At 66.1% G+C, this 21,880-nt stretch carries 20 protein-coding genes; 6 read left to right on the forward strand and 14 right to left on the reverse strand.

The window, feature by feature from the left end; translation table 11 throughout:
• Nucleotides 1-11 precede the first annotated feature (11 nt).
• The 4 genes from VHL31_RS16440 to VHL31_RS16455 form a co-directional block, all read right to left on the reverse strand.
• Nucleotides 12-1,316, reverse strand: coding sequence for a hemolysin family protein (locus VHL31_RS16440; RefSeq protein ID WP_329662316.1), 1,305 nt, complete (start codon nucleotides 1,314-1,316; stop codon nucleotides 12-14).
• Between the two features lie 148 nt (nucleotides 1,317-1,464).
• Entirely contained in the window at nucleotides 1,465-2,076 is a 612-nt protein-coding gene (locus tag VHL31_RS16445; protein WP_329662317.1) for a transporter substrate-binding domain-containing protein, read from the reverse strand.
• A gap of 21 nt (nucleotides 2,077-2,097) precedes the next feature.
• The gene (locus tag VHL31_RS16450) at nucleotides 2,098-2,310 is read right to left on the reverse strand and encodes a hypothetical protein (protein WP_329662318.1); all 213 of its coding nucleotides are present in this window, start codon (nucleotides 2,308-2,310) and stop codon (nucleotides 2,098-2,100) included.
• A 346-nt stretch (nucleotides 2,311-2,656) separates the two neighbouring features.
• The gene (locus tag VHL31_RS16455; RefSeq protein WP_329662319.1) at nucleotides 2,657-4,183 is read right to left on the reverse strand and encodes an altronate dehydratase family protein; all 1,527 of its coding nucleotides are present in this window, start codon (nucleotides 4,181-4,183) and stop codon (nucleotides 2,657-2,659) included.
• Nucleotides 4,184-4,577: 394 nt separating this feature from the next.
• Between VHL31_RS16455 and VHL31_RS16460 the strand changes: the two genes are divergently transcribed.
• From VHL31_RS16460 to VHL31_RS16470, 3 genes are all read left to right on the forward strand, one after another.
• The gene (locus tag VHL31_RS16460; protein ID WP_329662320.1) at nucleotides 4,578-5,327 is read left to right on the forward strand and encodes an ABC transporter substrate-binding protein; all 750 of its coding nucleotides are present in this window, start codon (nucleotides 4,578-4,580) and stop codon (nucleotides 5,325-5,327) included.
• Between the two features lie 80 nt (nucleotides 5,328-5,407).
• Nucleotides 5,408-6,064, forward strand: coding sequence for an amino acid ABC transporter permease (locus VHL31_RS16465; RefSeq protein ID WP_329662321.1), 657 nt, complete (start codon nucleotides 5,408-5,410; stop codon nucleotides 6,062-6,064).
• An 8-nt stretch (nucleotides 6,065-6,072) separates the two neighbouring features.
• Nucleotides 6,073-6,807 carry an amino acid ABC transporter ATP-binding protein gene (locus VHL31_RS16470; protein ID WP_329662335.1) on the forward strand — a complete coding sequence of 245 codons (735 nt, stop codon included), beginning with the start codon at nucleotides 6,073-6,075 and terminating at the stop codon, nucleotides 6,805-6,807.
• Between the two features lie 8 nt (nucleotides 6,808-6,815).
• On the opposite strand, the gene VHL31_RS16475 is transcribed toward VHL31_RS16470, so the two are convergent.
• Both VHL31_RS16475 and VHL31_RS16480 read right to left on the reverse strand, forming a co-directional pair.
• A complete protein-coding gene (locus VHL31_RS16475) occupies nucleotides 6,816-7,859 on the reverse strand; it encodes an HlyD family secretion protein (RefSeq protein ID WP_329662322.1) in 1,044 nt (347 codons plus the stop codon).
• A gap of 16 nt (nucleotides 7,860-7,875) precedes the next feature.
• On the reverse strand, nucleotides 7,876-9,417 hold the full coding sequence (locus VHL31_RS16480) for an MFS transporter (protein WP_414653755.1): 1,542 nt from the start codon (nucleotides 9,415-9,417) through the stop codon (nucleotides 7,876-7,878).
• A gap of 137 nt (nucleotides 9,418-9,554) precedes the next feature.
• Here VHL31_RS16480 and VHL31_RS16485 point away from each other — a divergent pair, with 137 nt between their 5' ends.
• Complete coding sequence (locus VHL31_RS16485; protein ID WP_329662324.1) at nucleotides 9,555-10,469, forward strand: fatty acid desaturase family protein; 915 nt, start codon at nucleotides 9,555-9,557, stop codon at nucleotides 10,467-10,469.
• A gap of 15 nt (nucleotides 10,470-10,484) precedes the next feature.
• On the opposite strand, the gene cobT is transcribed toward VHL31_RS16485, so the two are convergent.
• From cobT to VHL31_RS16505, 4 genes are all read right to left on the reverse strand, one after another.
• Nucleotides 10,485-12,404 (reverse strand): cobaltochelatase subunit CobT, encoded by a 1,920-nt coding sequence (gene cobT / locus VHL31_RS16490; protein WP_329662325.1) that lies wholly within the window; start codon nucleotides 12,402-12,404, stop codon nucleotides 10,485-10,487.
• Nucleotides 12,405-12,434: 30 nt separating this feature from the next.
• Nucleotides 12,435-13,451 (reverse strand): cobaltochelatase subunit CobS, encoded by a 1,017-nt coding sequence (gene cobS / locus VHL31_RS16495; RefSeq protein ID WP_329662326.1) that lies wholly within the window; start codon nucleotides 13,449-13,451, stop codon nucleotides 12,435-12,437.
• A gap of 219 nt (nucleotides 13,452-13,670) precedes the next feature.
• Complete coding sequence (locus VHL31_RS16500) at nucleotides 13,671-14,393, reverse strand: hypothetical protein (RefSeq protein WP_329662327.1); 723 nt, start codon at nucleotides 14,391-14,393, stop codon at nucleotides 13,671-13,673.
• 31 nt (nucleotides 14,394-14,424) lie between these two features.
• On the reverse strand, nucleotides 14,425-15,042 hold the full coding sequence (locus tag VHL31_RS16505; protein ID WP_329662328.1) for a J domain-containing protein: 618 nt from the start codon (nucleotides 15,040-15,042) through the stop codon (nucleotides 14,425-14,427).
• 179 nt (nucleotides 15,043-15,221) lie between these two features.
• Here VHL31_RS16505 and VHL31_RS16510 point away from each other — a divergent pair, with 179 nt between their 5' ends.
• Nucleotides 15,222-16,199 carry an NAD(P)H-quinone oxidoreductase gene (locus VHL31_RS16510; RefSeq protein ID WP_349262465.1) on the forward strand — a complete coding sequence of 326 codons (978 nt, stop codon included), beginning with the start codon at nucleotides 15,222-15,224 and terminating at the stop codon, nucleotides 16,197-16,199.
• Here the strand turns inward: VHL31_RS16510 and VHL31_RS16515 are convergent.
• Entirely contained in the window at nucleotides 16,153-17,382 is a 1,230-nt protein-coding gene (locus tag VHL31_RS16515) for a TIGR03862 family flavoprotein (RefSeq protein ID WP_329662330.1), read from the reverse strand. The genes VHL31_RS16510 and VHL31_RS16515 overlap by 47 nt on opposite strands.
• A 103-nt stretch (nucleotides 17,383-17,485) precedes the next feature.
• Here VHL31_RS16515 and VHL31_RS16520 point away from each other — a divergent pair, with 103 nt between their 5' ends.
• Complete coding sequence (locus VHL31_RS16520; RefSeq protein ID WP_329662331.1) at nucleotides 17,486-17,758, forward strand: HU family DNA-binding protein; 273 nt, start codon at nucleotides 17,486-17,488, stop codon at nucleotides 17,756-17,758.
• 260 nt (nucleotides 17,759-18,018) lie between these two features.
• Here VHL31_RS16520 and VHL31_RS16525 read toward each other — a convergent pair whose 3' ends face one another.
• The 3 genes from VHL31_RS16525 to asnB all read right to left on the reverse strand — a co-directional run.
• Nucleotides 18,019-18,900: a ferritin-like domain-containing protein gene (locus VHL31_RS16525; RefSeq protein WP_329662332.1), complete on the reverse strand. Its 882-nt coding sequence runs from the start codon at nucleotides 18,898-18,900 to the stop codon at nucleotides 18,019-18,021.
• 159 nt (nucleotides 18,901-19,059) lie between these two features.
• Nucleotides 19,060-20,217, reverse strand: a complete 1,158-nt coding sequence (locus tag VHL31_RS16530; RefSeq protein ID WP_329662333.1) for an FAD-dependent oxidoreductase — start codon at nucleotides 20,215-20,217, stop codon at nucleotides 19,060-19,062.
• 11 nt (nucleotides 20,218-20,228) lie between these two features.
• Nucleotides 20,229-21,880, reverse strand: a 1,652-nt coding sequence (gene asnB, locus VHL31_RS16535) for an asparagine synthase (glutamine-hydrolyzing) (RefSeq protein WP_329662334.1), incomplete at its 5' end; no start/stop codon positions are given.

Raw genomic sequence — 21,880 nt, forward strand, 5'->3', positions numbered from 1 at the left:
GTGCCGCCCGTTCAGCCGATCTCGGCCAGTTCGCCGCCAACTGGGTGGACGGGTGGCGTCACCAACACCTTGTCGATCCGGCGCCCGTCCATGTCGACGACCTCGAAGCGCCAGTCCTTCCAAAGGAAACTGTCCCCGGTCTCCGGGATGCGTCCCAGCTGGGAGAGCACGAAGCCCGCCAGGCGCTGGTAGGCCTCGTCGTGGTCCAGTCCTTCGATGCCGATGGTATGCTCGACATCGTGGATCGGCATCAGCCCGTCGACCAGCCAGGATCCGTCGTCGCGCCGCTGGGCCTCATAGGCGTCGTCGGCTCCCGCTTCCGCGATGTCGCCGGCGATCGCGGCCATCAGGTCGGCCGGTGTCACGATCCCTTCGAAGGCGCCGTACTCGTCGACCACGACCGCCAGATGCACGGGCGCGTCCTTGAACAGGCGAACGAGGCGCGCCGCGTCGATCGTGTCGGGGACGACAGGTGGCTGGAACAGCTGGATGCTGCCGCTGATCGGGCGATCGTCGCAGACCGTGGCGAGCAGGTCCTTGGCCTGCAGCACGCCTACGACCTCGTCGTCCTCGCCCAGGATCGGGAACCTGGACCGCTCCGACGTCCCGATGCTCTCGGCCACCGCCGCGAGCGAGGTGGTGGCGGGGAAGCTGACCACCTCGACCCTGGGTGTCATGATGGCGCGAACGGGCAGGTCGGCGATGCGCAGGAGGCCCTGCATCATTGCGCCGGCCTCTTCCTCGATGACGCCAGCGGCTCGGCTCTCCTCGATCAGGAGGCCGACCTCCTCTTCCGTCGGCGCTTCCCGCGTTTCCGCGGGCATGCGCAGCAGGCGAAGGACGCCGTTGGTGGACTGCTCCAGCAACCAGACGAGGGGGGCCGCAACCTTGTCGATGAGCAGCATCGGGCCAGCCACGAAGGCCGCAAGGCGCTCGGAGTATTGCAGGGCGATGCGCTTGGGCACCAGTTCGCCGACCACGAGCGACAGCCAGGTGATGCCGGCGACGACGAGCCCGAAGGCGGCCGGGCCGCTATAGGCCCCGGCGAACGGCAGGATCCAGGCTTCGACATAGACGGACAAGGTGGCGCCACCATAGGCGCCGGCCACGATGCCGATCAGGGTGATGCCGATCTGGACAGTCGAGAGCAGGCGCGACGGGTTGTCCTGCAGCTTCAGGGCCAGGGCAGCACCGCGGTGGCCGGCCTCCGCATCCGCCTGCAGCCGGGGCCTCCTTGCCCGCACGAGGGCCATCTCGGCCATGGCGAAGAAGCCGTTCAAGAGGACGAGCGCAACCACGACCAGAAGTTCGAACACCTACCCTCGCAAGAGGTCGACAACGATCTCCCAAGGATGTGTCCTCGATGGCATGGAGGGAAGCCCGGATCGACCGAGAACCGTAAAGAACTCCGGCAGTGGCATGGACAGTGGGGTGGATGCCATGCAAAGCCCGCCTTCGGTGCGGCTACTCGGGCAAGGCATTCAGCGTATAGAGTGCCTTGACCAGATCAGATGGCTCGGCGTCGCTGCCGAAAGTCGCGTGGAAGAGGTCGATGATCTGGCCGCTGCGATAGAGACGGGCCAGTGCGCGGTCGACCGCGAGGCGGAAGCTGCCATCGTCCCTGGCGAGCGCCAGCCCATAAGGCTCATTCGAAAAGAACCGGGTGGAAATCATCAGCTTGTCCCGATCCGGGCTGCTGCGCCACTGGTAGAGCAGGATGGCACCGTCGCCGAAATAGGCAGCCAGGTTGCCGGTGACGAGCTGCTTCAGCCCCTCCTCGTGGCTGGGCATCGGCACCAGCTCGGCCTCGAACTGATGGGCGTCCAGCACGGCCTGCAGGCCGGCTTCGGTCGTGGTGCCGGCGCGCACGCCGACCTTCTGTCCCTCGAGCTGCTCGAAGCTCTGCGGACCGTCCTTCCGGTAGAGCAAAGTGGCGCCGGTGGCGAAGGTCGGCAGGGAGAAATCGACAAGGCTGCGCCGCGACAGCGTCATCGTGGTGGCACCGCACATCAGGTCGACCCTGCCATCCTGCAGCTCCTCGAACCTGTCTTCCGTCGCGACCGGCAGGTAGCGCACGTCGAGCTTGTCCAGCTTGAGCTACGCCTTGATCTCGGCCGCCACGACACGGCAGAGCTCCACGCTGTAGCCGGCCGGCTCACCGATCTCGTTCTTGTAGGAGAACGGTACGGCATCGGACCGGTAGCCGAGGGTGATGGTCTTGGTCTGCTCGATGCGGTCGAGCGTGGCGGCATCGGCGATCCCGCTCGTGAGGCTGGCGACGGCGATCAGGAGGGCGGGCAACATGCGCATGGCGAGGCGTTCCGAAAGTCGAGGGCCTTCGACTCCTAGTGCCTCAGCCGCGCTGCGACCAGCACCGCGGCCTTACAGATGTAGAACAGCGGCGGAGGCATTTGCCTGGCCCGTTCCTCATCTCGGCGGGATGAGGGAATGGCGCCTGTCAGGCTGCTCCGCGATCGGGATCTTCCAAGCGACTGCACGATGATGCCTGCCGCGGAACGCCAGGGAGCCGGCGAACCGGCTCCCCTGTCTTGACGGTGATTTCCAGAAGAACAGAAGCGGCCGCCGGCCGAGTGCGCCGGCGGGGAGAAGGGTTTCCAGCCGGTGCAAGCCTGGCGCACCGGCTGGAGGCCCCCGATTACATCACCGCGCCGACCATCCATGGCACGAACTCGTGGTCGCCCACGCCCAGATCCTCGGACTTGGACGGGGTGCCGCTGGCGACCTCGATGACCTTGTCGAAGATCCGCTGGCCGACCTGCTCGATGGTCTCCTCGCCGTCCACGATCGTGCCGGCGTTGATATCCATGTCCTCTTCCAACCGGCGATACATGGCCGTGTTGGTCGCGACCTTGATCGACGGGGTGGGCTTGAAGCCGAAGCAGGACCCGCGGCCGGTGGTGAACACGATCATGTTGGCGCCGGAGGCAACCTGGCCGGTGGCCGAGGCCGGGTCGTAGCCGGGGCTGTCCATGTAGACGAAGCCACGCGCCGTGACCGGCTCGGCATACTTGTAGACGCCATGGAGGTTGAGCGTGCCGCCCTTGGCGGTCGCACCCAGCGACTTTTCCAGGATGGTGGTGAGACCGCCCGCCTTGTTGCCCGGCGACGGGTTGTTGTTCATTTCGCCGCCGTTGATGGAGGTATAGTTCTCCCACCACTTGATCCGCTGGATCAGCTTGTCAGCGATCTTCTGGTCGACGGCGCGGCGCGTGAGCAAATGCTCGGCGCCATAGATTTCCGGCGTCTCCGAGAGGATCGCCGTGCCGCCATTCTGGACCAGCAGGTCGACAGCATGGCCGAGCGCAGGATTGGCGGTGATGCCGGAATAACCGTCGGAGCCGCCGCACTGCAGGGCCAGGCTGATCTCCGACACGGAGATCGGCTGGCGGGCGTACTCGTTCACGTCCGGCAGCATCTCCTTGATCACCTCATGCGCGCGCTCGATGGTCTTGCGCGTGCCGCCGGTGGCCTGCATCGTCATGGTGCGGAAATGCGGGCCGGGCTTGATCTGGTAGGCGTCGAGCAGGAAGTCGATCTGGTTCACCTCGCAGCCCAGGCCGATCATCAGCACAGCCGCGAAGTTCGGATGACGCGCGAAGCCCCAGAGCGTGCGCTGCAGGTTGCCATAGCCTTCGCCGGCATCCGCCATGCCGCAGCCGGTCCCGTGCGTGATCGCGACAATGCCGTCCACGTTCGGGTACTGGGCCAGGACCTCCTTGGGGAAGCGCTCGGCGATGAACTTGCAGACCGTGGCCGAGCAGTTCACCGTCGACAGTACGCCGATATAGTTGCGCGTGGCGGCCCGGCCGTCATGGCGCAGATAGCCGGTGAAGCTCGGACGCTGGTCTTCGGGCACGTACTCAATCGGCTTGACGTCGGCGCCGACCGCATAGTCGCGGTCGAAGTCCTGCATCACGCAATTATGGACATGCACATGCTCGCCGGGTGCTATGTCCTGGCTGGCGAAGCCGATGATCTGGTTGAACTTGCGGATCGGCTCGCCCTTGGCGATGGGCCGTACCGCAACCTTGTGGCCGGCGGGGATCCGCTGGCTGGTGCGCACGTCCTCGTTGCCGAGATGCGTGTTCGGCAGGATGTCCAGCCGCGCCACGACGGTGTTGTCGTTGGCGTTCAAGCGGATGGTCAAGGCAAGGTTGGTCAAGGTTTTGGGGTCCCGGGCTGATCCGCGCACATCATAAGCGTTCCAAGTGCCGGTACCAGAGGCGCATGTCGGCGGATGGGACACGCTTGCCGCGTTCGGAGGTCATCCGATGCTGGCTGTCGGCTTCTGCTGGACGGGAAGATTGCATGCCGCTGCGTTAAGCATTTCCGGCTGTCCTGCATAAGGTCTCTGATGGTGCCGTTTGCAAGAGGCCCCGACAGCCAATGTGGCGGATCCGTCACCTAAAATCTCGGTGGTGTCGCAAGTGAGCGGAGGACCCCCCGAACGAGGCAGGCCGATCCATGATAGCGTGACGGGCAGCGAGGCTTTAGTGGTGCGCGCGCAGCCAGGCCAAGAGCGTCCGCCACCTTTTCAATACAAGGGGAACTTCGCAATGCGCTTCAAGTCGGTTTTCGCCAGCGTGATCGCACTCTCGATCGGCTTTGGCAGCCTGCCTGCCGGGGCCGAGACGCTCAGGGTCGGGACGGAGGCACAAGGCATCCCCTTCGCCTTCCTGAATGACCAGAACCAGATCGACGGCTTCATGGTCGAGCTGATCAAGGTCATCGGCGAGAAGGTCGGTTTCGATGTCCAGATGGAGCCGATGGAATTCTCGGCCCTGATTGCGTCCCTGACCTCGGGCAAGATCGATCTGATCTCGGCGGCCATGTACAACACCCCGACGCGCGCCGAAGTCGTCGACTTCTCCGACGACGTGTACAGCTTTGGTGAGGGCATGGTCGTCAGCAAGGACGACACCAAGGAGTACACCTCGTTCAAGGACGTGGAGGGCGAGATCGTGGGTGCCCAGCTCGGCACCGTGTATATCGCCGCCCTGGAAGAGGCCGGCATCTTCAGCGAGGTGAAGGCCTACGACACGATCCCGGCCGTTATGAACGACGTGAACGCCGGTCGCATCAAGGCAGGATTCGTCGACTATCCGGTAGCCTCCTACTATCTGGGCCAGGGCCAGTTTCCCGAGGTTCATCTGGTCAAGACCTACAAGGCGGCCCTGCCCGGCAGGATCGGCATCATCACCGCCAAGGGCGACACCGAGCGCATGGCCAAGATCAACGCAGCGATCGCCGAGCTGAAGGAGAGCGGCGAGCTCGACAAGATGATTGAGAAGTGGAGCCTGAGCTGAGGCAGGATCCTCGAACCTTTCGATGAACACGAGGCGGCGGCCGGGGTCCGGCCGCCGCCTGAACGTTGAAGAAGGTCGGTATGGGCAGCTTTCTTCAGGACATGGTCAACTTCCTGCCGGCGTTGATGAAAGGGATCCAGCTCACCCTCATCGTCACGATCGGCTCGATCGTCTTCTCGACCGTGCTGGGACTGGTCTGGGCGATCATGCGGCTTTCCAGCAACCGCGCCCTCAGCCTGACCAGCGCCACGATCGTGAACCTGCTGCGTGCCATCCCGATCCTGGTGCAGCTCTTCTACATCTATTTCGTGATGCCGGAGCTGGGCGTGGCACTCACCGCGCTGCAAGCAGCGATCATCGGCCTGGGGATCGCCTACTCGTCGTACCAGGCGGAAGACTTTCGTGCCGGCATCGAGGCGGTGGATCACGGGCAGACCGAGGCGGCGCAGTCGATCGGCATGTCGCGCGGCCTGATGATGCGCCGGGTGATCCTGCCCCAGGCGGTCCGGATCATCCTGCCGTCCTATGGCAACACGCTGATCATGATGCTGAAGGACAGCTCGCTCGCATCGACCATCACGGTCGCCGAACTGTCCCTGCAGGGCAAGCTGATCGCCTCCTCCACCTTCAAGAACACGGCGGTGTTCACGACGGTGGCGCTGCTTTACCTCGTGATGTGTCTGCCGCTGATGGCCTTGAGCCGCTGGCTGGAGAAGCGCATGGGCCGGAGGCGCTGATCGTGCCGATGATCGAGTTCCAGGACGTCCACAAGAGCTTCGGTGCGCTGGAGGTCCTCAAGGGCGTGAACGCCACCGTCGGCAAGGGCGAAGTGGTCTGCATCATCGGCCCGTCCGGCTCGGGCAAGTCGACCATGCTCCGCTGCGTCAATGGCCTGGAGAACTACCAGAAGGGCAAGGTGCTGGTCGAAGGCCAGGCCGTGAATCGTGATGACAAGTCGATCCAGCAGGTCCGCATGGAAGTCGCCATGGTCTTCCAGCGCTTCAACCTGTTCCCGCACCGGACGGTGTTGGAGAACGTGATCGAGGGCCCCGTTTATGTGAAGGGCGAGAAGAAGCCATCCGCGGAGAAGCGGGGACGAGAACTTCTGGAGCGGGTGGGCCTCGCCGAGAAGGCATCGGCGCACCCGCAGCAGTTGTCGGGCGGCCAGCAGCAGCGGGTCGCGATCGCTCGTGCACTGGCGATGCAGCCGCGTGCCATTCTGTTCGACGAGCCTACGTCCGCCTTGGATCCGGAACTGGTCGGCGAGGTGCTGACGGTGATGCGCGATCTGGCGAAGGAAGGCATGACGATGCTGATCGTCACCCACGAGATCGCGTTTGCCCGAGAGGTCGCCGATCGCGTGCTGTTCATCGACGGAGGCGTGATCGTGGAACAGGGGCCTCCATCGGAGGTGCTGGTACGGCCAAGCCACCCCCGGACGCAGGATTTCCTCCACCGCGTGCTGCATCCGATCGACTGACCGCCGTCTCAATCGACGGCCGCTGCCGTATCCACCCTCACCACGACCGACATGCCCGGTGCCAGCTGGTCGGAGAGCGGCTGCCCCTGGTCGACCGCGATGCGGACAGGCAGGCGCTGGGCGACCTTCGTGAAGTTGCCGGTCGCGTTGTCCGGCCGGATCACCGTGAACTCCGAGCCGGTCGCGGGGGAGAAGCGCTCGATATGGCCGGTCATGGCCGCGCCACGCAGGGCATCCACCGTGAAGCTGGCTGGTTGACCCACCTTCATGCCGTAGAGCTGCGTCTCCTTGAAGTTGGCGACAACCCAGGTCCGATCCGGGACCAGGGCCATCAGCTGGGTACCGACGGCGACATACTGGCCAAGCCGCGCGCCGACCTCGCCCAGGCGCCCGGCCTCGGGTGCAACGATCCGCGTGTTCTGGAGATCGATCTGGGCGAGCTGGAGGGCTGCTTCGGCACCCTGGACGGCTGCCTGCAGTGACTGCCGGTCGACCAGGATCGAGGTGACGTCCTCATGCAGCACGTCGAGGGCAGCCTTGGCCTGATCCAGCGTGGCCCTCGCCTGCGCTTCCGCCAGCTGGCGCTGCTCGCCTTCCTGGGCAGTCGTAAAGCCGCGCTCCAGTAGAGGGCGTATACGCCGCCATTCGGCCTGGGCTTGATCGAGCGCCGCCTGGGCGCTCTGGACCTGGGCCTCCCCGGACTTGATTCTGGCCTCGGCGGAATGGCGCCGCTGTTCGGAGTTGGCGAGCGCCGCGTGACGGCCGGCCAGGCCCGCTTCGGCCTGCTTCACCTTCTGTGCGAAGATCCGGTCGTCGATCCTAGCGAGAAGCTGACCTGCCTCGACCTTCTGGTAGTCCTGCACCGGCACCTCGGTGAGATAGCCGGATAGTTGTGGCGAGATGGTGGTCACCTGGCCTCGCACATAGGCGTCCTCGGTGACCTGCACCGAACTGACGAATGGCGGCAGGCGCCAAGCATACAGGACGAGGACCACGCCGCCGATGCCCAGGGCCAGGGCAATCAGGCTCGTCGGTGAACGGAGGATGTTCATGCCAGGCCGTATCCTATCATCCATTGGCCTCCGAGGTGTTGGGGTAAAGTTCCTGTTCCAGGTGGCGCAGGAAGCGATGCGCGATCAGCGCCGCAAGGGTCAGGATCGCGATCACGGCGATGAGGTGGTAGGCATCGTTGTAGGCAAGAATGGTGGCTTCCCGGGTCACCTGCTGGGCCAGCGTTGCCAAGCCCTCGGCCTTGACGAGCGCCGGGTCGGTCAGCACCTGGCCATAGGCGTTGCCTAGCCGGGCGACCCGTCCTGCCACGATCGGGTCGGTCAGCAGGATCTGCTCGACGAGCTGGTGGGAGTGGAACTTTTCGCGGACCGTCACGAACGTGCCAAAGATGGCGGATCCCAGCAGGCTGCCCAGGCTCTGGGTCGTCAGGAAGACCACGAAGAAGCTGAGGATGTATTTCAGGCCGCGTGCTACGGCGTGGGTCATGCCGGCCATCATCGTGGGCGGCAGGAACAGCGCCAGCGATGCGGCGATCAGGCCCTGGCTCAGATAGATGTCCTGCGGGCGGGTGAGGTTGGTGGCCTGGGACTCCAGGCCCGCACCGAGTGTCAGGCAGGCGAGGGCGGCCATGTGGAAGTAGGCCGTGCGGCCTGGTTTCAACAGGAAGGCGCAGGACAGGCCCACGGCCATCGTGACGACGAGGACGACCAGATAGAGGTCGATGGTCTGCTCGTTGGAGATGTTCACGACCTGGAAGAACCCGGTCGTGCCAACGTTCTGGATCGAGAGGAGCAGGCGGATCAGGAGGATCGTGACAGCGAAGGTCATGACCTCGCGGCTGGCGAGCCAGCGGATGTCGACGAGCGGGTTCGCCCGGTGCAGCTCGATGATCACGACGGCGGTCAGCGCCAAGACGGCTACCACCAGCATCCAGCCTAGCCAGGGGACCTCCATCCACCAGTAGTACCGCCCCACAGACAGGACGATGGCGGTCAGGCCGAAGCCGATGGCGATGAGCCCGTAGCTTACGATGTCCATCTGCTCGATCACCTTGGCGCGTGGCGGGCTGGTCAGCGGCAGGAGATAGACCAGGGCGAAGCAGATCGCGGCGAGCCCGATCTCGACGAGATAGAGTTGCTGCGAGAGGCCGATGTCGAGCAGGTCTGGCGACATGATGCGGGCCAGCGGCATGGCAAGGTTCAGGTTCAGCATGGCAAGACCAAGACCCAGGGTCAGCCGCTTGGGCGCGCTGAAGGCCTCCAGCATGTACAGGAAGGCCAGTGAGGAAAGCGGTGATGCGGCGATGCCGCTGAAGAATCGCACCACGACCGCGGACTGCAGGTCGTTGATGAACAGGTGCATCGCCGCCACCGGGATGAACATCAGGATCCCGATCTCGGCGAAGCGCCGCAGGCCGAACTGGGTGCGGATCTTGATGAGCAGCAGCGCCAAGCTGACGTTCGGCGCCATGTAGGCGGCCGTCAGCCACGACGCCTCGACGGTGGTGGCACCCAGCGAGCCCTGGATCTGCAGGACGTTGGTCGAGATGAAGTTCATCCCCAGCCCCTGGGTCAGGGCCAGAAGCAGGGAGGTGAACATGTAGCAGGCAGCCAGCAGCGGCTTGTCCGGTACCAAGCTTGCCGGAGGCGGAACTGGTGCTGCCGTGGTGGGTGCGGTGCTCACTGCGCGAGGCGCGTCTTGACAAGAGCGCGGTCCGGGCCCGATCCACCCGGGCCATGGCCATCACCGATCACCGCGCGCTCCTCTCCAGCATCGATCCGGCCAGCCGGCGCGAGCTTACCCGGCTCTCGGACCTGCCAGGTCTGTTGCAGCTGGCGGCTCATCTTGGGCTGATCGTGGTCCTGGGCACGCTGATCCAGCTCGGGGTGCCGGGCTGGCCTTTCCTGATGCTGCCGCAGGGGATCGCGATCGTCTTCCTGTTCACGGCGCTGCACGAGACGATCCACAAGACGGCCTTCCGCTCGGCCTGGCTGAATACGGCGGTCTCGCACCTGGCCGGCTTCCTGATCCTCGTTCCCCCGGCCTGGTTCAAATACTTCCACCTGGCCCACCACCGGTACACGCACGATCCTGACCATGACCCGGAGCTGATGGCCCCGAAGCCCGAGACCCTCTGGCAATACGTGGCCTATCTGTCCGGCCTGCCGCTCTGGCGTTCAATGGCGCAGACCGTGCTCGCCAACGCCAGGAACGGTGGCGATGCATCCTTCGTTCCCAGGGGCGGACGGCGCAGGGTCATCATCGAGGCCCGGGCCATGCTGGTTGGCTACGCGCTGCTGGCAATAGGCTCCGGGCTGGCGGGCTCGACCGCACTGCTATGGCTGTGGATTGTCCCGGTGCTGCTGGGCCAGCCATTCCTGCGCGCCTACCTGCTCGCCGAACACGCGCGCTGCCCGCATGTCGCGAACATGCTGGAGAACACGAGGACCACCTACACGACGCGGTTCGTGCGCTTCCTCGCCTGGAACATGCCCTATCACGCGGAGCATCATTCCTATCCGACCGTGCCGTTCCACAAGCTGCCGGCACTGCACGCGATCGCGCGTGAGCATCTGCGCCAGACCGAGAACGGCTATGGGCGCTTTCATCAAAAGTTCGCGCAGGCGGTATCGGAACGGACGGAGGCCTGAGGCCGCCTGCTCCGATCAGGCGGCCCGCCGGCGCCCGCGCCCGGGCCCGTCGTCATCCAGCTCGAACAGTTCCGCCAGCTGCTTGAGCATCGTGCCACCCAACTGTTCCGGATCGGAGATCGTCACGGCGCGCCGATAGTAGCGCGTGACGTCATGGCCGATGCCGATGGCAAGCAGCTGGACCGGCGAGGTCGTCTCGATCTGCTCGATGACCTGGCGCAGATGCTTCTCCAGATAGTTGCCGGGGTTCGACGACAAGGTGCTGTCGTCGACCGGCGCGCCGTCGGAGATCACCATCAGGATGCGGCGCTGCTCGGGGCGGGCCAGCAGGCGCTCGTGCGCCCACATGATCGCCTCGCCATCAATATTCTCCTTGAGGAGGCCCTCACGGAGCATCAGGCCCAGCGCGCGCCGGCCGCGACGCCAGGGCGTATCGGCCGCCTTGTAGATGATGTGGCGCAGGTCGTTGAGCCGGCCGGGATTGGGCGCCTTGCCTTCGCGCAGCCACTGCTCGCGTGACTGGCCACCCTTCCAGGCGCGCGTGGTGAAGCCCAGGATCTCGACCTTCACGCCGCAGCGCTCGAGCGTGCGCGCCAGGATGTCGGCGCTCATCGCCGCCACCGCGATCGGACGTCCACGCATCGACCCGGAATTGTCGATGAGCAGCGTCATGACCGTATCGCGGAAGTCTGTTTCCTTCTCGACCTTGAACGTCAGGGCGTGGCTGGGATTGATCACCACGCGGGCGAGGCGGGCGGCATCCAGGATGCCCTCGTCCAGGTCGAACAGCCAGGAGCGCTGCTGCTGGGCCATCAGCTTGCGCTGCAGCCGGTTCGCCATCTTGCCGATCATGGCATGGAAGCGCTGCAGCGACATGTCGAGCTGGCCGCGCAGGCGGGTCAGCTCCGACGGCCCGCACAGTTCTTCGACCGTGACGACCTCGTCGAACTTCTTCGCATAAACCTTGTAGGCGTTCGGGTCGTTCTGGGTGGAGAGCGGCCTCGGCCGGTTGGAAGCGGGCGCTTCACCCTCCTCCTCGCCACCCATCTCCGTCATCGCATCCTGGGTTTCCCCACCTTCGCCTTCCTGGGCCTCGGTCGCGTCCTGGGCGGCACTGGTCTCCTTGGTCTGGCTGTCCTGCTGCTGGTCGTCGCCGCTGCCGTCGTCGCCCTGCTCGCCGCCTTCCTGGCCGTCCTGCTGATCGTCGTCCTGGTCTTCGCTATCGTCCTGGCCCTCGCCTTCCTCGGGAAGTTCCTCCGTCGTGAAGCCCAGATCGTTCAGGAGATCGCGCATCTCGATCGCGAACTGCTCCTGGTCCTCCAGCAAAGACTCCAGCTTCGGCAGGTGGCCCGCCATGTGCTGGGCGAGATAGTCCCGCCACGGCTCCAGGGCCTTGGCGAAGGGGGCCGGCAGTTCCGTCCCTAGCAACTGCTCGCGGGCGAACAGCTCCACGATCTCGGCCATGTGGCCGGCCTGCTCCTGCCCGCCAATCTCGATCGGCTTGGCCCTGGCTTTCCAGGCGCTCTGCAGGTTCTCGCGCACGCCGGCCATCCGTGAGGAGCCGAAGGCCTCGACCCGCACCTGCTCCATCTTGTCGTAGACGAGCTGGGCGATCTCGCCCGTCGGCGCATGGCGTGCATGCAGCTTGGCGTCGTGGTGGCGCAGCCGTAGCGCGGACTGGTCGCCCTCGCCGCGGATGCGGGCGAGGTCGGCGCGGGCAAAATCCTGGCGCGGCGTCGGCAGGCGCACGCCTTCCGCAGGGCGGTTGTCGGCTGGCCGCCTGGCGTCCCCGGCACGGAACTGGACCTCCAGCGACGGCTTGCCGGCCATCGCGCGCACGGTGGCACCGACCACGCGCTGGAACGTGTCGACACGCTCGCGCGCAGACTGGTTCGGCTCAGCTGTCGCGCCGGGGCGCGATGTGACGGCTGCCACGGATCCGCGTCCTCCTCGAAAAGAGCCGGGTCAGGCCAGCGCCAGGCGGGTCGCCGATTCCGGCAGCTCGTGGCCGAAGCAGCGCTGGTAATACTCGGCGATGGTCGAGCGCTCCGCCTCGTCGCACTTGTTCAGGAAGGTCAGGCGGAAAGCCAGCGGCAGGCTCTTGAAGATCCGCGCGTTCTCGGCCCAGGTGATTACCGTGCGCGGCGACATGACCGTCGAGACATCGCCGGCGATGAAGCCGTTCCGGGTCAGGTCGGCCAGGCTCACCATCTGCGAGACCTGCTTGCGGCCTTCCGCTGTGTCGTAGTCCGGGCACTTCGCCAGGATGATCCGTACCTCGGCATCGTGCTCCAGATAGTTCAACTGGGTCACGATCGACCAGCGGTCCATCTGGCCCTGATTGATCTGCTGCGTGCCGTGATACAGGCCCGACGTGTCGCCCAGGCCCACCGTGTTGGCCGTGGAGAACAGGCGGAAGGCCGGGTGCGCGCGCAGGACCTTGTTCTGGTCGAGCAAGGTCATGCGGCCCTGGCTTTCCAGGACGCGCTGGATGACGAACATCACGTCCGGGCGACCTGCGTCATACTCGTCGAACACGAGCGCCACCGGGTTCTGCAGGGACCAGGGCAGGATGCCTTCGCGGTACTCGGTGACCTGCTTGCCGTCCTTCAGGACGATCGCGTCCTTGCCTACCAGGTCGATGCGGCTGATGTGGCTGTCCAGGTTCACCCGCACGCAAGGCCAGTTCAGCCGGGACGCCACCTGCTCAATGTGCGTCGACTTCCCGGTGCCGTGATAGCCCTGGATCATCACCCGCCGGTTGTAGGCGAAGCCCGCCAGGATCGCGAGCGTGGTGTCGTGATCGAAGCGATAGGCTTCGTCCAGGTCCGGCACATAATCGGTGCGTCGGCTGTACGCGCTGACCTCGAGGTCGCTGTCGATCCCGAACGTCTGACGCACCGACACGCGGATGTCCGGCGTGGCGGGTAGATCGATCCGGTTCGAGGGATCGAGAAACGTGCTCTGGTCGGCAAGAGTCATGACGGATCCGAAGACGCGGAGGAAGCGAGGCTGAAGGCGCATGGCGCTGGACGAGGGCCAGCCCGAACGAGGGCGCCGCACCCGCAGCGCCCACCTCGACGGGCTGGAAACTAGCAGAACGTCCGGTCCATCGCCAACCCTGGCAGGGCGAGACAGACGTGGTCGATGGTCACCCTTGCGACAAGGGAAGCAGGCTCATTTTCGACAGAAACCGCAGCTTCAGGAGGATGCTTGCGGGAGCATGGCGCGAAGGTAGCGCTGGACGAAAGGCGGAATGGCGTTCTCGTCGAGGTCGGCGGGTTCCCGAACGAGCCGGACGTCCGAGAACTCCGGCATCGCTTCGGAGGCCAGGAAGCCGAGCACCCGCTTCCTCAGCATCTCCGCCGGCATGTCCGTGCCGATTTCTCGCATGAGCGCCGTTCGGCCCCCCTCGATCACGACGGTCCAGCCATGGCCGACCTGAACGTCCTCCCTCGACAGGCCGGTTTCCTCCTCCAGCTCGCGCAGCACGTTGCCCAGCAGATCGACACGTCCGTCCGGCAGGACATCCGCCAGTTCGGGCGTGCCGGCCGGAAAATAGATGCGGCCGGCATTCGCGGTATGCGCCGCCATGACGCCCAGAAGGTAGGCGCCGTCCGAGCTGCGCAAGGCCGCCATGGCGAAGCAGTTGCCGGTGCCGGGATCGGGAAAGCCCTGGTCGCGCAGCATCAGGAAGGCCGCATAGTCGCTTGCGAGGTAGCGCACCTTCAGCCTGTCGCCGACCAGGCGCCGTTCCCGCGCGACAAGCACCTGTCCATTGTAGAGCGCCGGGTTCGTGGCCGTCAGCTTTGCCCAGTGGTCCTCGATCGCCGACCGCCGCTCGTCGGCCCACGGCCAGGCGGCGTAGTCCAACCGCGCATCGATGTCCGCCACCCACTGCATCGCCGGCTCCTGGCTGGTCACCGCAGCCTGTCCTGCGCGGCTCGCGCCACCGTCAGCGAGCCTCGGGATGGGCGAGCAGCCAAGTATAGGCGGCGTTGATCTCCTTCAGCCGTTCCTCCTGCTGGCGGTCGCCGCCGTACAGGTCGGGGTGATGCTTCTTGGCGAGCGACTTGTAGCGGGTCTTCAGCTCGGCCACGGTGAAGCCGGGGTCCAGCCCAAGCGTCCTGGCATGGACCTGCGCCGTGGTGGGCGGCCGGCGCGGCGGGCCCTCCTCGCGGCGATGGCTGCTGAAGCCATGCGCGTGCAGCAGCTCGAACGGATCCTTCAGCCGCATCTCGGCCGCGCTGAGGCCTGTCGGCCAGGTCGGCCGGCTCCAGGTCACGTCGTCGCGGCGGTGCGCATCGATCTCCTCGGCGGCCATCCCCTGGAAATAGTCCCAGCGCTTGTTGAACTCGCGCACGTGATCCAGGCAGAGCCACTGGTACTGGCGTAACTCCTGGCGGGACAGCGGTGCCCGATACTCGCCGCAGGCCGCACATCCGGGCCAGGCGCAGGCTTTCGTGGCGCCACCGATCCTGGCGCCGCCGCGCACGTGTTCACGGCCGCCTTGCGCAGGACGCAGGGGTGCCTCGGCGATGATCTGAGCGCGGGTTCGAGCAGTCGTGGTCATTGTTCCCGGATCATGGGCACGCCAGGTTGAGCAGACAAGATCGTCGTGCCGGACGGCACAGCAGATATGTGCATGTCGATCATGCACGTGCACAAGTGTGGTGCCGCCGGGCTGCGACCCCCTGGCGTATGACCGCCTGCAGGAAGGAAACAATCATGGCCCCGTCATTGCCTGGCGGCATGCGCTACGTGAAGATCCTGCGTCCCGGCGGGCCGGAGGTGCTGGAGGTCGATCGGATGCCGCTGCCCGAGCCGGGGCAGGGCGAGGTGCTGATCAAGGTCGCGGCTGCCGGGGTAAACCGACCGGATGTTTTCCAGCGGATGGGCAGCTATCCGCCACCGCCGGGAGCTTCCGACGTGCCGGGCCTGGAGGTCGCAGGCGAGGTGGTCCGGCTCGGCCAGGGCGTCGCCAGCCCGGCGCTGGGCGAGCATGTCTGCGCGCTGGTGGCCTCAGGTGGGTATGCCGAGTACTGCATTGCTCCGGCCGTGCAGGTCCTGCCCGTTCCCAAGGGCTGGCGCGACCTCGATGCCAGCGGCCTGCCCGAAACCTTCTTTACCGTCTGGACGAACGTCTTCGAGCGCGGAGGGCTGAAGCGCGGCGAGCGGCTCCTCGTGCATGGCGGGACGTCGGGCATCGGCGTGACCGCGATCCAGTTGGCCGCCGCCATGGGGGCGGAGGTGTATGCGACCGCAGGGTCGGCGGAGAAGGCCAGGACCTGCGAGGAGCTCGGCGCTCGCCGCGGGATCGACTACCGCAGCGAGGACTTCGTCGCCGTCGTCAAGGAAGCGACCGGCGGGAAGGGGGTGGACGTCATCCTCGACATGGTCGGCGGCGCTTATGTGCCGCGCAATCTCGAGGCGGCGGCTATCGATGGGCGAATCGTGCAGATCGCCTGGCTGCAGGGCAGCCGGATCGAGGCGGACTTCACCAAGCTCATGGTCAAGCGGCTGACCTGGACCGGCTCGACCCTGCGGGCACGGCCGGTCGAGGAAAAGGGACGCATCGCCCAGGCCCTTCGGACGCAGGTCTGGCCTCTCCTGGAGGGCGGCAGGATCAAGCCGGTGGTGCATGCGACGCTGCCGCTGGAACAGGCCGCGGAAGCCCACCGCCTCATGGAGAGTTCGGTGCACGTGGGCAAGATCCTGCTCGTTCCGTGAGCCAGGCAGCCACGCCGTCGGCCGCCGCCACACCGGTGGAGAAGCAGGCCTGGAGGAGATAGCCGCCGGTCGGCGCCTCCCAGTCCAGCATCTCGCCGGCCAGGAACAGGCCCGGGCACTTTCGCAGCATCAGCCGCTCGTCGACCTCGTGCAGTGCCACCCCGCCGGCCGTGCTGATCGCCTCGGCGATCGGGCGCGTGCCGACGATCCGGATCGGCAGGCTCTTGATGGCCGCAGCCAGATCCGAAACGTCGCTCTGCGGCGTCACGCCGGCCTCGCGCAACAGGGTTGGCACGGATGGCGGCAGCTTCAGCCGTTTGGTAAGCCAGGTCGACCAGGACATGCTGCCGCGTGGGCGCTCGAGGCGGTCCAGGATGGCATGGAGATCGAGGTCGGGCTTCAGGTCCAGCTGCAGCAGGGCCTCTCCCTCGCGGTGGAGCTGCGTGCGGAGCGCCCGGCCCAAGGCATAGACGAGCTGGCCCTCAATGCCATAGGCGGTCAGCTGGATCTCTCCCTTGGCCTGCGCCGGTCCCGCGCTGCCAGCGAGGTTCTTGAGCGGCTGGCCCTCCAGACGGGTGCGGGCCACGTCGGACCAGGGCACGATCATGCCGATATTGGCCGGCTCGAAGTCACGTACCTCGATGCCGAGGCCTGCCAGCAGACCTCGCCAAGCACCGTCCGAGCCGAGCCTGGGCCAGCTTGCTCCACCCAGGGCGAGAATGCAGGCATCGAAGCGCAAGACATGCTCGCCCTCGGCATCTCGTAGCCGGACCGCGCCGGAAGGCTCGATGCCGACCAGCCTGGTACGCAGCTTCAAGTTCACGCCCAGCCGAGCGAGGCGCGCGAGCCAGGCCCGCAGGAGGTCCGTGCTCTTCAGCGCCTTGGGGAAGATCCGCCCGCTGGTGCCGACGAATGTTTCCGCCCCCAGCCCATCCGCCCAGTCCCGCAGCGCCGTCCCGTCGAACGCCTGCAGAAACGGCCGGAGCCAGTTCTGCTCCGATCCGTATGGAGGCAGAAACTGGTCGACCGTTCCGGCATGAGTGAGATTGAGGCCGCCTCTGCCCGCGATCAGGAACTTGCGTGCCGGCGCCGGGGAAGCATCGACGACAACTGCCTTGATGCCATGAACGGCCATTCGCTCGGCAGCGATCAGGCCGGCTGGCCCCGCGCCCACGATCAGCACACTGGATTTGCCGCTGCGGAGACCGGGGAGGCTATCGGTATTTGCAACCATCGATTGCCATGTTAATGCGCGATTCACTTTCAGCCATGAAGCGGAGTACTCCATGACCCTGGACGAGCTCAATTCTGCGGTCGCCGACAAGGCCAACATGACCAAGGCCGAGGCCGGCAAGGCGGTCCGCGCCATGCTGGAGAGCATCCAAGCGGCGCTGAAGGCCGGTGACAAGGTCACCATCACAGGATTCGGGTCGTTTGAGGTCGCCCAGCGCGCGGCGCGCGAGGGACGCAACCCCCAGACCGGCAAGACGATCACCATCGCCGAGTCGAAGGTCGTCCGCTTCAAGTCTGGCAAGGGCCTGAAGGACGCAATCGCCTGAAGAAACAAAGCACCGCCGGCCAAGTCTTATTCAATAATTAGATAGATGCTCCTGCCATCGAGGCTACTTTTTCCCGCCAGCTCAAGAACCAGACGAAGTCTGGCGTGAATATTGCTCCCGGTTTATCTGAGACGACGGCTGAGACGTTCGCTTCCTGGTTGATGAATCTGAGGCTGGGGCTCGTAGGCCTTGGCGGCTCCGGGGCCGGATCGGGCAGGCGGGATGATGGCGGGAAGAGGCCACCAACCTGCCGCGATCGCCTATCTGATCTTTCCGTTCATGCCGTTCGGAAAGAAGCCTCCCTTGGTGGCGTTGGTGCCGAGATAGACGACGTCCAGAACCTGTCGTGGCGTGCGGGAGAAGGCGAGCCCGTTCTGGTCGGTCGGGACGATGTTCACCCTGCTGTTGGCCGTCGGGCCCTGGTCGGTCTCGGTGGGGCCGTCGATGGCATTCCGGGCGCGACCGATGCGGTTGCCGAGAAAGCCCTTGCCGGCCCGGAGCAGCAGCGTCCGGATCTCGCCTGCATGATAGGCTTCGACGGCCAGAAGGCCCGCCGCAGCTTCAAGATAGGCCGAGGACGCGAGCGCCGGCGTAGCGCCCTTGTAGGCGGTGACGCCCACATCCTCGAACACGAAGGCGCCGAGCCAGAAATTTTCTTCGGTGGCAAACGGATCGAAGGAGCCGGACGGGCCGATGACGCCCGATGCCCGCGCCAGGGCGGTGAAGGATGACTGGAAGTCGATGCGCGGGCGCGCAACCTTCGCGTTGCCGAGCACGCCGCGCAGCAGGGTCACATGGGCCCGCTCGTCCTGGGCGATCTCCATCGCGATCTCGCGCTGGAACTTGGCCCCGAAGCTGACCTGGTGTCCCCCGGTGACGGTGCCGACGGGCTGCGAACCGGCGCTGACCTCACCAGGCGGCAGGCCGCTTCCATAGACGGCGCGGAGGTAGAACTCGGCCTCGAGATACTCGAGATTGAGGGCGAAGTTCAGGACGTCTAACTCCGTGATCGCCTGGGCGGACGCCGGCGTGGCGCTGGCAAGGAGCGAGCCGCCGCCCAGGCCGATGGCACTCGCTAGGCCAAGGGTGCGCGCCATCAGGCCGCGGCGGTCGGTGCCCGCCGGCGTAGCAGTTTCCGTCATCGAGATGCCCCTCTGTTCTTTCCGCTCCGCCTCACGTTCGCTTCGTGATGAACGGTCACGGCACTCTGCCTAGATCCTACTTTCCGGGAGGCCGGGCAGATGCACAGGACAACGCTTTTTAGTTTTCTTCGGCCTCGGGGGCTGGTCGCACGACGCGACTTACCGGGGTACAACAGCTCTGGCGAGGATCTGCCTGGCAAGTTGCGGAGCCGTCGTGAACTTGATGGCGGCTGCGGACAGCAGGCCCGCCGGTCCGCCTTCCGCACCATGGTCCACCAGGAGCGGCCGGTCGGTCAGTTCGATCGAGCCGGGGGCCTCGACGGGAAGCAGCCCGGCATGAACGTTACGAACGGCGTCCGGGCCGATGTCCAGCCATGGCAGCGCATCGGCCAAGTCGGCCATGAACGCCTGAAGCTCCTTCTCCGGTGCCTCGACCTTGTCGGGCTCGTCCGTCCACGGCGCATGCCATGTGCCGGCGAACAGGCCGCTCTCAATCGCATAGACGAACAGGACCGGCGCATTGGGCCGCCTCGCCTGCACAGCCAGCGCACCCTCGAAGGGCGCCGGGCGATCCAGCACCACGTTGAACGCCAGGGAAGGGCGGAACAGGTCCCGGCGGCGGATGGTCGGCAGATGCGCCAGCATCCCGTCGGTCCAGGGACCCGTGGTATTGACGACGCAGGATGACTGGATCCGTGTGCCATCGCTCGTGCGCACACCGGTGGCGCTCGAACCGTCCAGGACGACCTCCTGAACCTCCCGCCCGACCCTGAGATCGGCACCGGCCGCCTGCGCCCGTTCAGCCAATGCCCGCGTGAGCTTCACCGTGTCCTTTGCGACGGCATCGGTCCAAAGCGCACCGCCTTGCAGGCGCGGATCATGGAGTTGCGGCACGAGTTGCCGGGTCGCCGCGGCGCTTAGCACACGGCCCGCCTGCAGGTGCCGGTCGGGCCGAATGCCGTGGTTGCGGCTCCGTGCCAGGGCCGCGTCCATCGCGAAGGCGGCACGGAACAAAGCCGGGCGCTTCAGGCCACGGCCGGTGAGCGGCATCAGGCAGGGGAGCGGCTCGACCAGGCCCGGGAAGTCGCGCAGCCATTCCTGGCGAGCCCGAACCGATTCCCGATGACGGACCAGGTCGAGCGACTGCAGGTAGCGCAGCCCACCATGCAGGATCCTGAACCAGTTCGCCGACGTGCGCGTGGCGAAGCCGGCTTCACGTTCCAGGAGCACGACGGAGCGGCCGGCCCGGGCGGCCTCGAAAGCGAGGCACAGGCCGAGAACACCGCCACCGATGACGGCGATGTCGAACCTCTCCACCGTGCCTGGGCTCAAAGGCTGACGCCCCAGCGGCTCCGCCAGTCCTGGAACACCAGCATCGCCCAGATGATGTGGCTGTGGTTGGCGCGGTTGTCCCAATGCTCCGAGAGCAGCCGCTGGACCGTGTCCGCCTGGAACAGCCCGTCGGCCCGGAGACGCTCCGGTGCCAGCAGTTCCTCCGTCAGCGGCCGGAAGGCATCCTTCAGCCAGTGCTTGATCGGGATCGAGAAGCCCTGCTTGGTGCGGTAGACGCTCTCCTTCGGCACATGACGCGCCGTGACTTCCTTCAGAAGCGGCTTGGTCACCCCGTCCTTGAGCTTCAGGTCGGAAGGCATGCGGAAGGCGAGGTCGACAATCTCGACGTCGAGCAGCGGCACCCGCACCTCCAGCGAGCAGGCCATCGACATCCGGTCGGTCTTCACCAGGCAGTTGTCGACCAGGTAGGACTTCATGTCGACATGAAGGGCGCGATCCGTCTCGTCCCGACCACGCGCCTCGGCCATGTAGCGCTCGATATGCGATTCGGCGCGGTAGATCGATCCGGCGCCGAATCCAGGCGCGAACAACCGCTCGCGAAGTGCCCGGTCCACGAACATCCGCCAGCGGGCATGGCCCAGCGACGGATCAAGGCGGCCTCCCTCGACGAACCGCTTGGCCTTGTTGATCAGGCCCTTCTTCTGCGGGCGGGGCGGGATGCGATCGAGCATCGGCGCGATCACGCCGTCACGCACGAACGACGGCAGTCTCTCCCACCGGCCGGCCATGCCCTGGGCGACATAGGTATCATAGCCGCCGAACAACTCGTCGCCGCCATCGCCACTCAATGCCACCGTGACGTGGCGCCGGGCCAGGCGGGACACGAGGAAGGTCGGGAAGATCGAGAAATCCGCGATCGGGTCGTCCATGAAATGCATGAGATGGTCGAACAGGCCGCGCACGTCCGGCCGGATTACCTCGACCTCGTGGCGCACCCCAAGATGCTCCGCGACCCGCCGGGCGTGCGGTAGCTCGTCATAGGAGGCGTCGTCGAAGCCGATCGAGAAGGTGAGGGCGCCCTTGCCCATCTTCGCCACGACCAGCGAGCTGTCGACGCCGCCGGACAGCATGGCGCCGAGGGGCACGTCCGCCACCATCTGCCGCTGCACGGCAGCCCCCAGTGCTGCATCGAGGCGGTCGGCCCAGTCGTGCCGGCCGTGCTCGACCTGATCGGCCGCCGGCAGGTCCCAGTAGCGGCGCTCGCTGATCTCGCCGCTCGCGAGTTCGATCGCCAGCGTGCAGCCCGGCTCCAGCTTGCGGACGGCGCGAAACAGGGTGCGCGGTGCCGGGACGTACTCCCAGGTCATGAACTCGGCCAGGGCGTCATGGTCGAGTTCGCGGGGGACGAGGCCGCTCTCCAGGAGCGCCTTGATCTCCGAACCGAACACGACGTGGCCGGCGAGCCTCGCCACGAAGAGCGGCTTGATGCCGATCTGGTCGCGCGCCAGGAGGACGCGGCGCCGGGTCCGATCGTGCAGGGAGAAGGCGAACATCCCGTTCAGATGCTTGGGGAAGTCGTCGCCGTGCTCCTCGTAGAGGTGCACCAGCACCTCGGTATCCGACTTCGTGCGGAACCTGTGCCCGCGCTGCTCGAGCTCGGCACGCAGCTCACGGTAGTTGTAGATCT

The organism is Geminicoccus sp., assembly GCF_036263595.1.
Lineage (GTDB): Bacteria > Pseudomonadota > Alphaproteobacteria > Geminicoccales > Geminicoccaceae > Geminicoccus.

What these genes read in the sequence shown, in the direction of transcription:
- VHL31_RS16480 (WP_414653755.1), bottom strand. Translation starts at nt 9,417, where the DNA reads ATGTTCACCTCCCTGCTTCTGGCCCTGACCCAGGGGCTGGGGATGAAC.
- VHL31_RS16450 (WP_329662318.1), bottom strand. Translation starts at nt 2,310, where the DNA reads ATGCGCATGTTGCCCGCCCTCCTGATCGCCGTCGCCAGCCTCACGAGC.
- VHL31_RS16525 (WP_329662332.1), bottom strand. Translation starts at nt 18,900, where the DNA reads ATGACGGAAACTGCTACGCCGGCGGGCACCGACCGCCGCGGCCTGATG.
- VHL31_RS16475 (WP_329662322.1), bottom strand. Translation starts at nt 7,859, where the DNA reads ATGAACATCCTCCGTTCACCGACGAGCCTGATTGCCCTGGCCCTGGGC.
- VHL31_RS16465 (WP_329662321.1), top strand. Translation starts at nt 5,408, where the DNA reads ATGGGCAGCTTTCTTCAGGACATGGTCAACTTCCTGCCGGCGTTGATG.
- VHL31_RS16470 (WP_329662335.1), top strand. Translation starts at nt 6,073, where the DNA reads ATGATCGAGTTCCAGGACGTCCACAAGAGCTTCGGTGCGCTGGAGGTC.
- VHL31_RS16505 (WP_329662328.1), bottom strand. Translation starts at nt 15,042, where the DNA reads ATGACCACGACTGCTCGAACCCGCGCTCAGATCATCGCCGAGGCACCC.
- VHL31_RS16460 (WP_329662320.1), top strand. Translation starts at nt 4,578, where the DNA reads ATGCGCTTCAAGTCGGTTTTCGCCAGCGTGATCGCACTCTCGATCGGC.
- VHL31_RS16520 (WP_329662331.1), top strand. Translation starts at nt 17,486, where the DNA reads ATGACCCTGGACGAGCTCAATTCTGCGGTCGCCGACAAGGCCAACATG.
- VHL31_RS16510 (WP_349262465.1), top strand. Translation starts at nt 15,222, where the DNA reads ATGCGCTACGTGAAGATCCTGCGTCCCGGCGGGCCGGAGGTGCTGGAG.
- VHL31_RS16485 (WP_329662324.1), top strand. Translation starts at nt 9,555, where the DNA reads ATGGCCATCACCGATCACCGCGCGCTCCTCTCCAGCATCGATCCGGCC.
- cobS (WP_329662326.1), bottom strand. Translation starts at nt 13,451, where the DNA reads ATGACTCTTGCCGACCAGAGCACGTTTCTCGATCCCTCGAACCGGATC.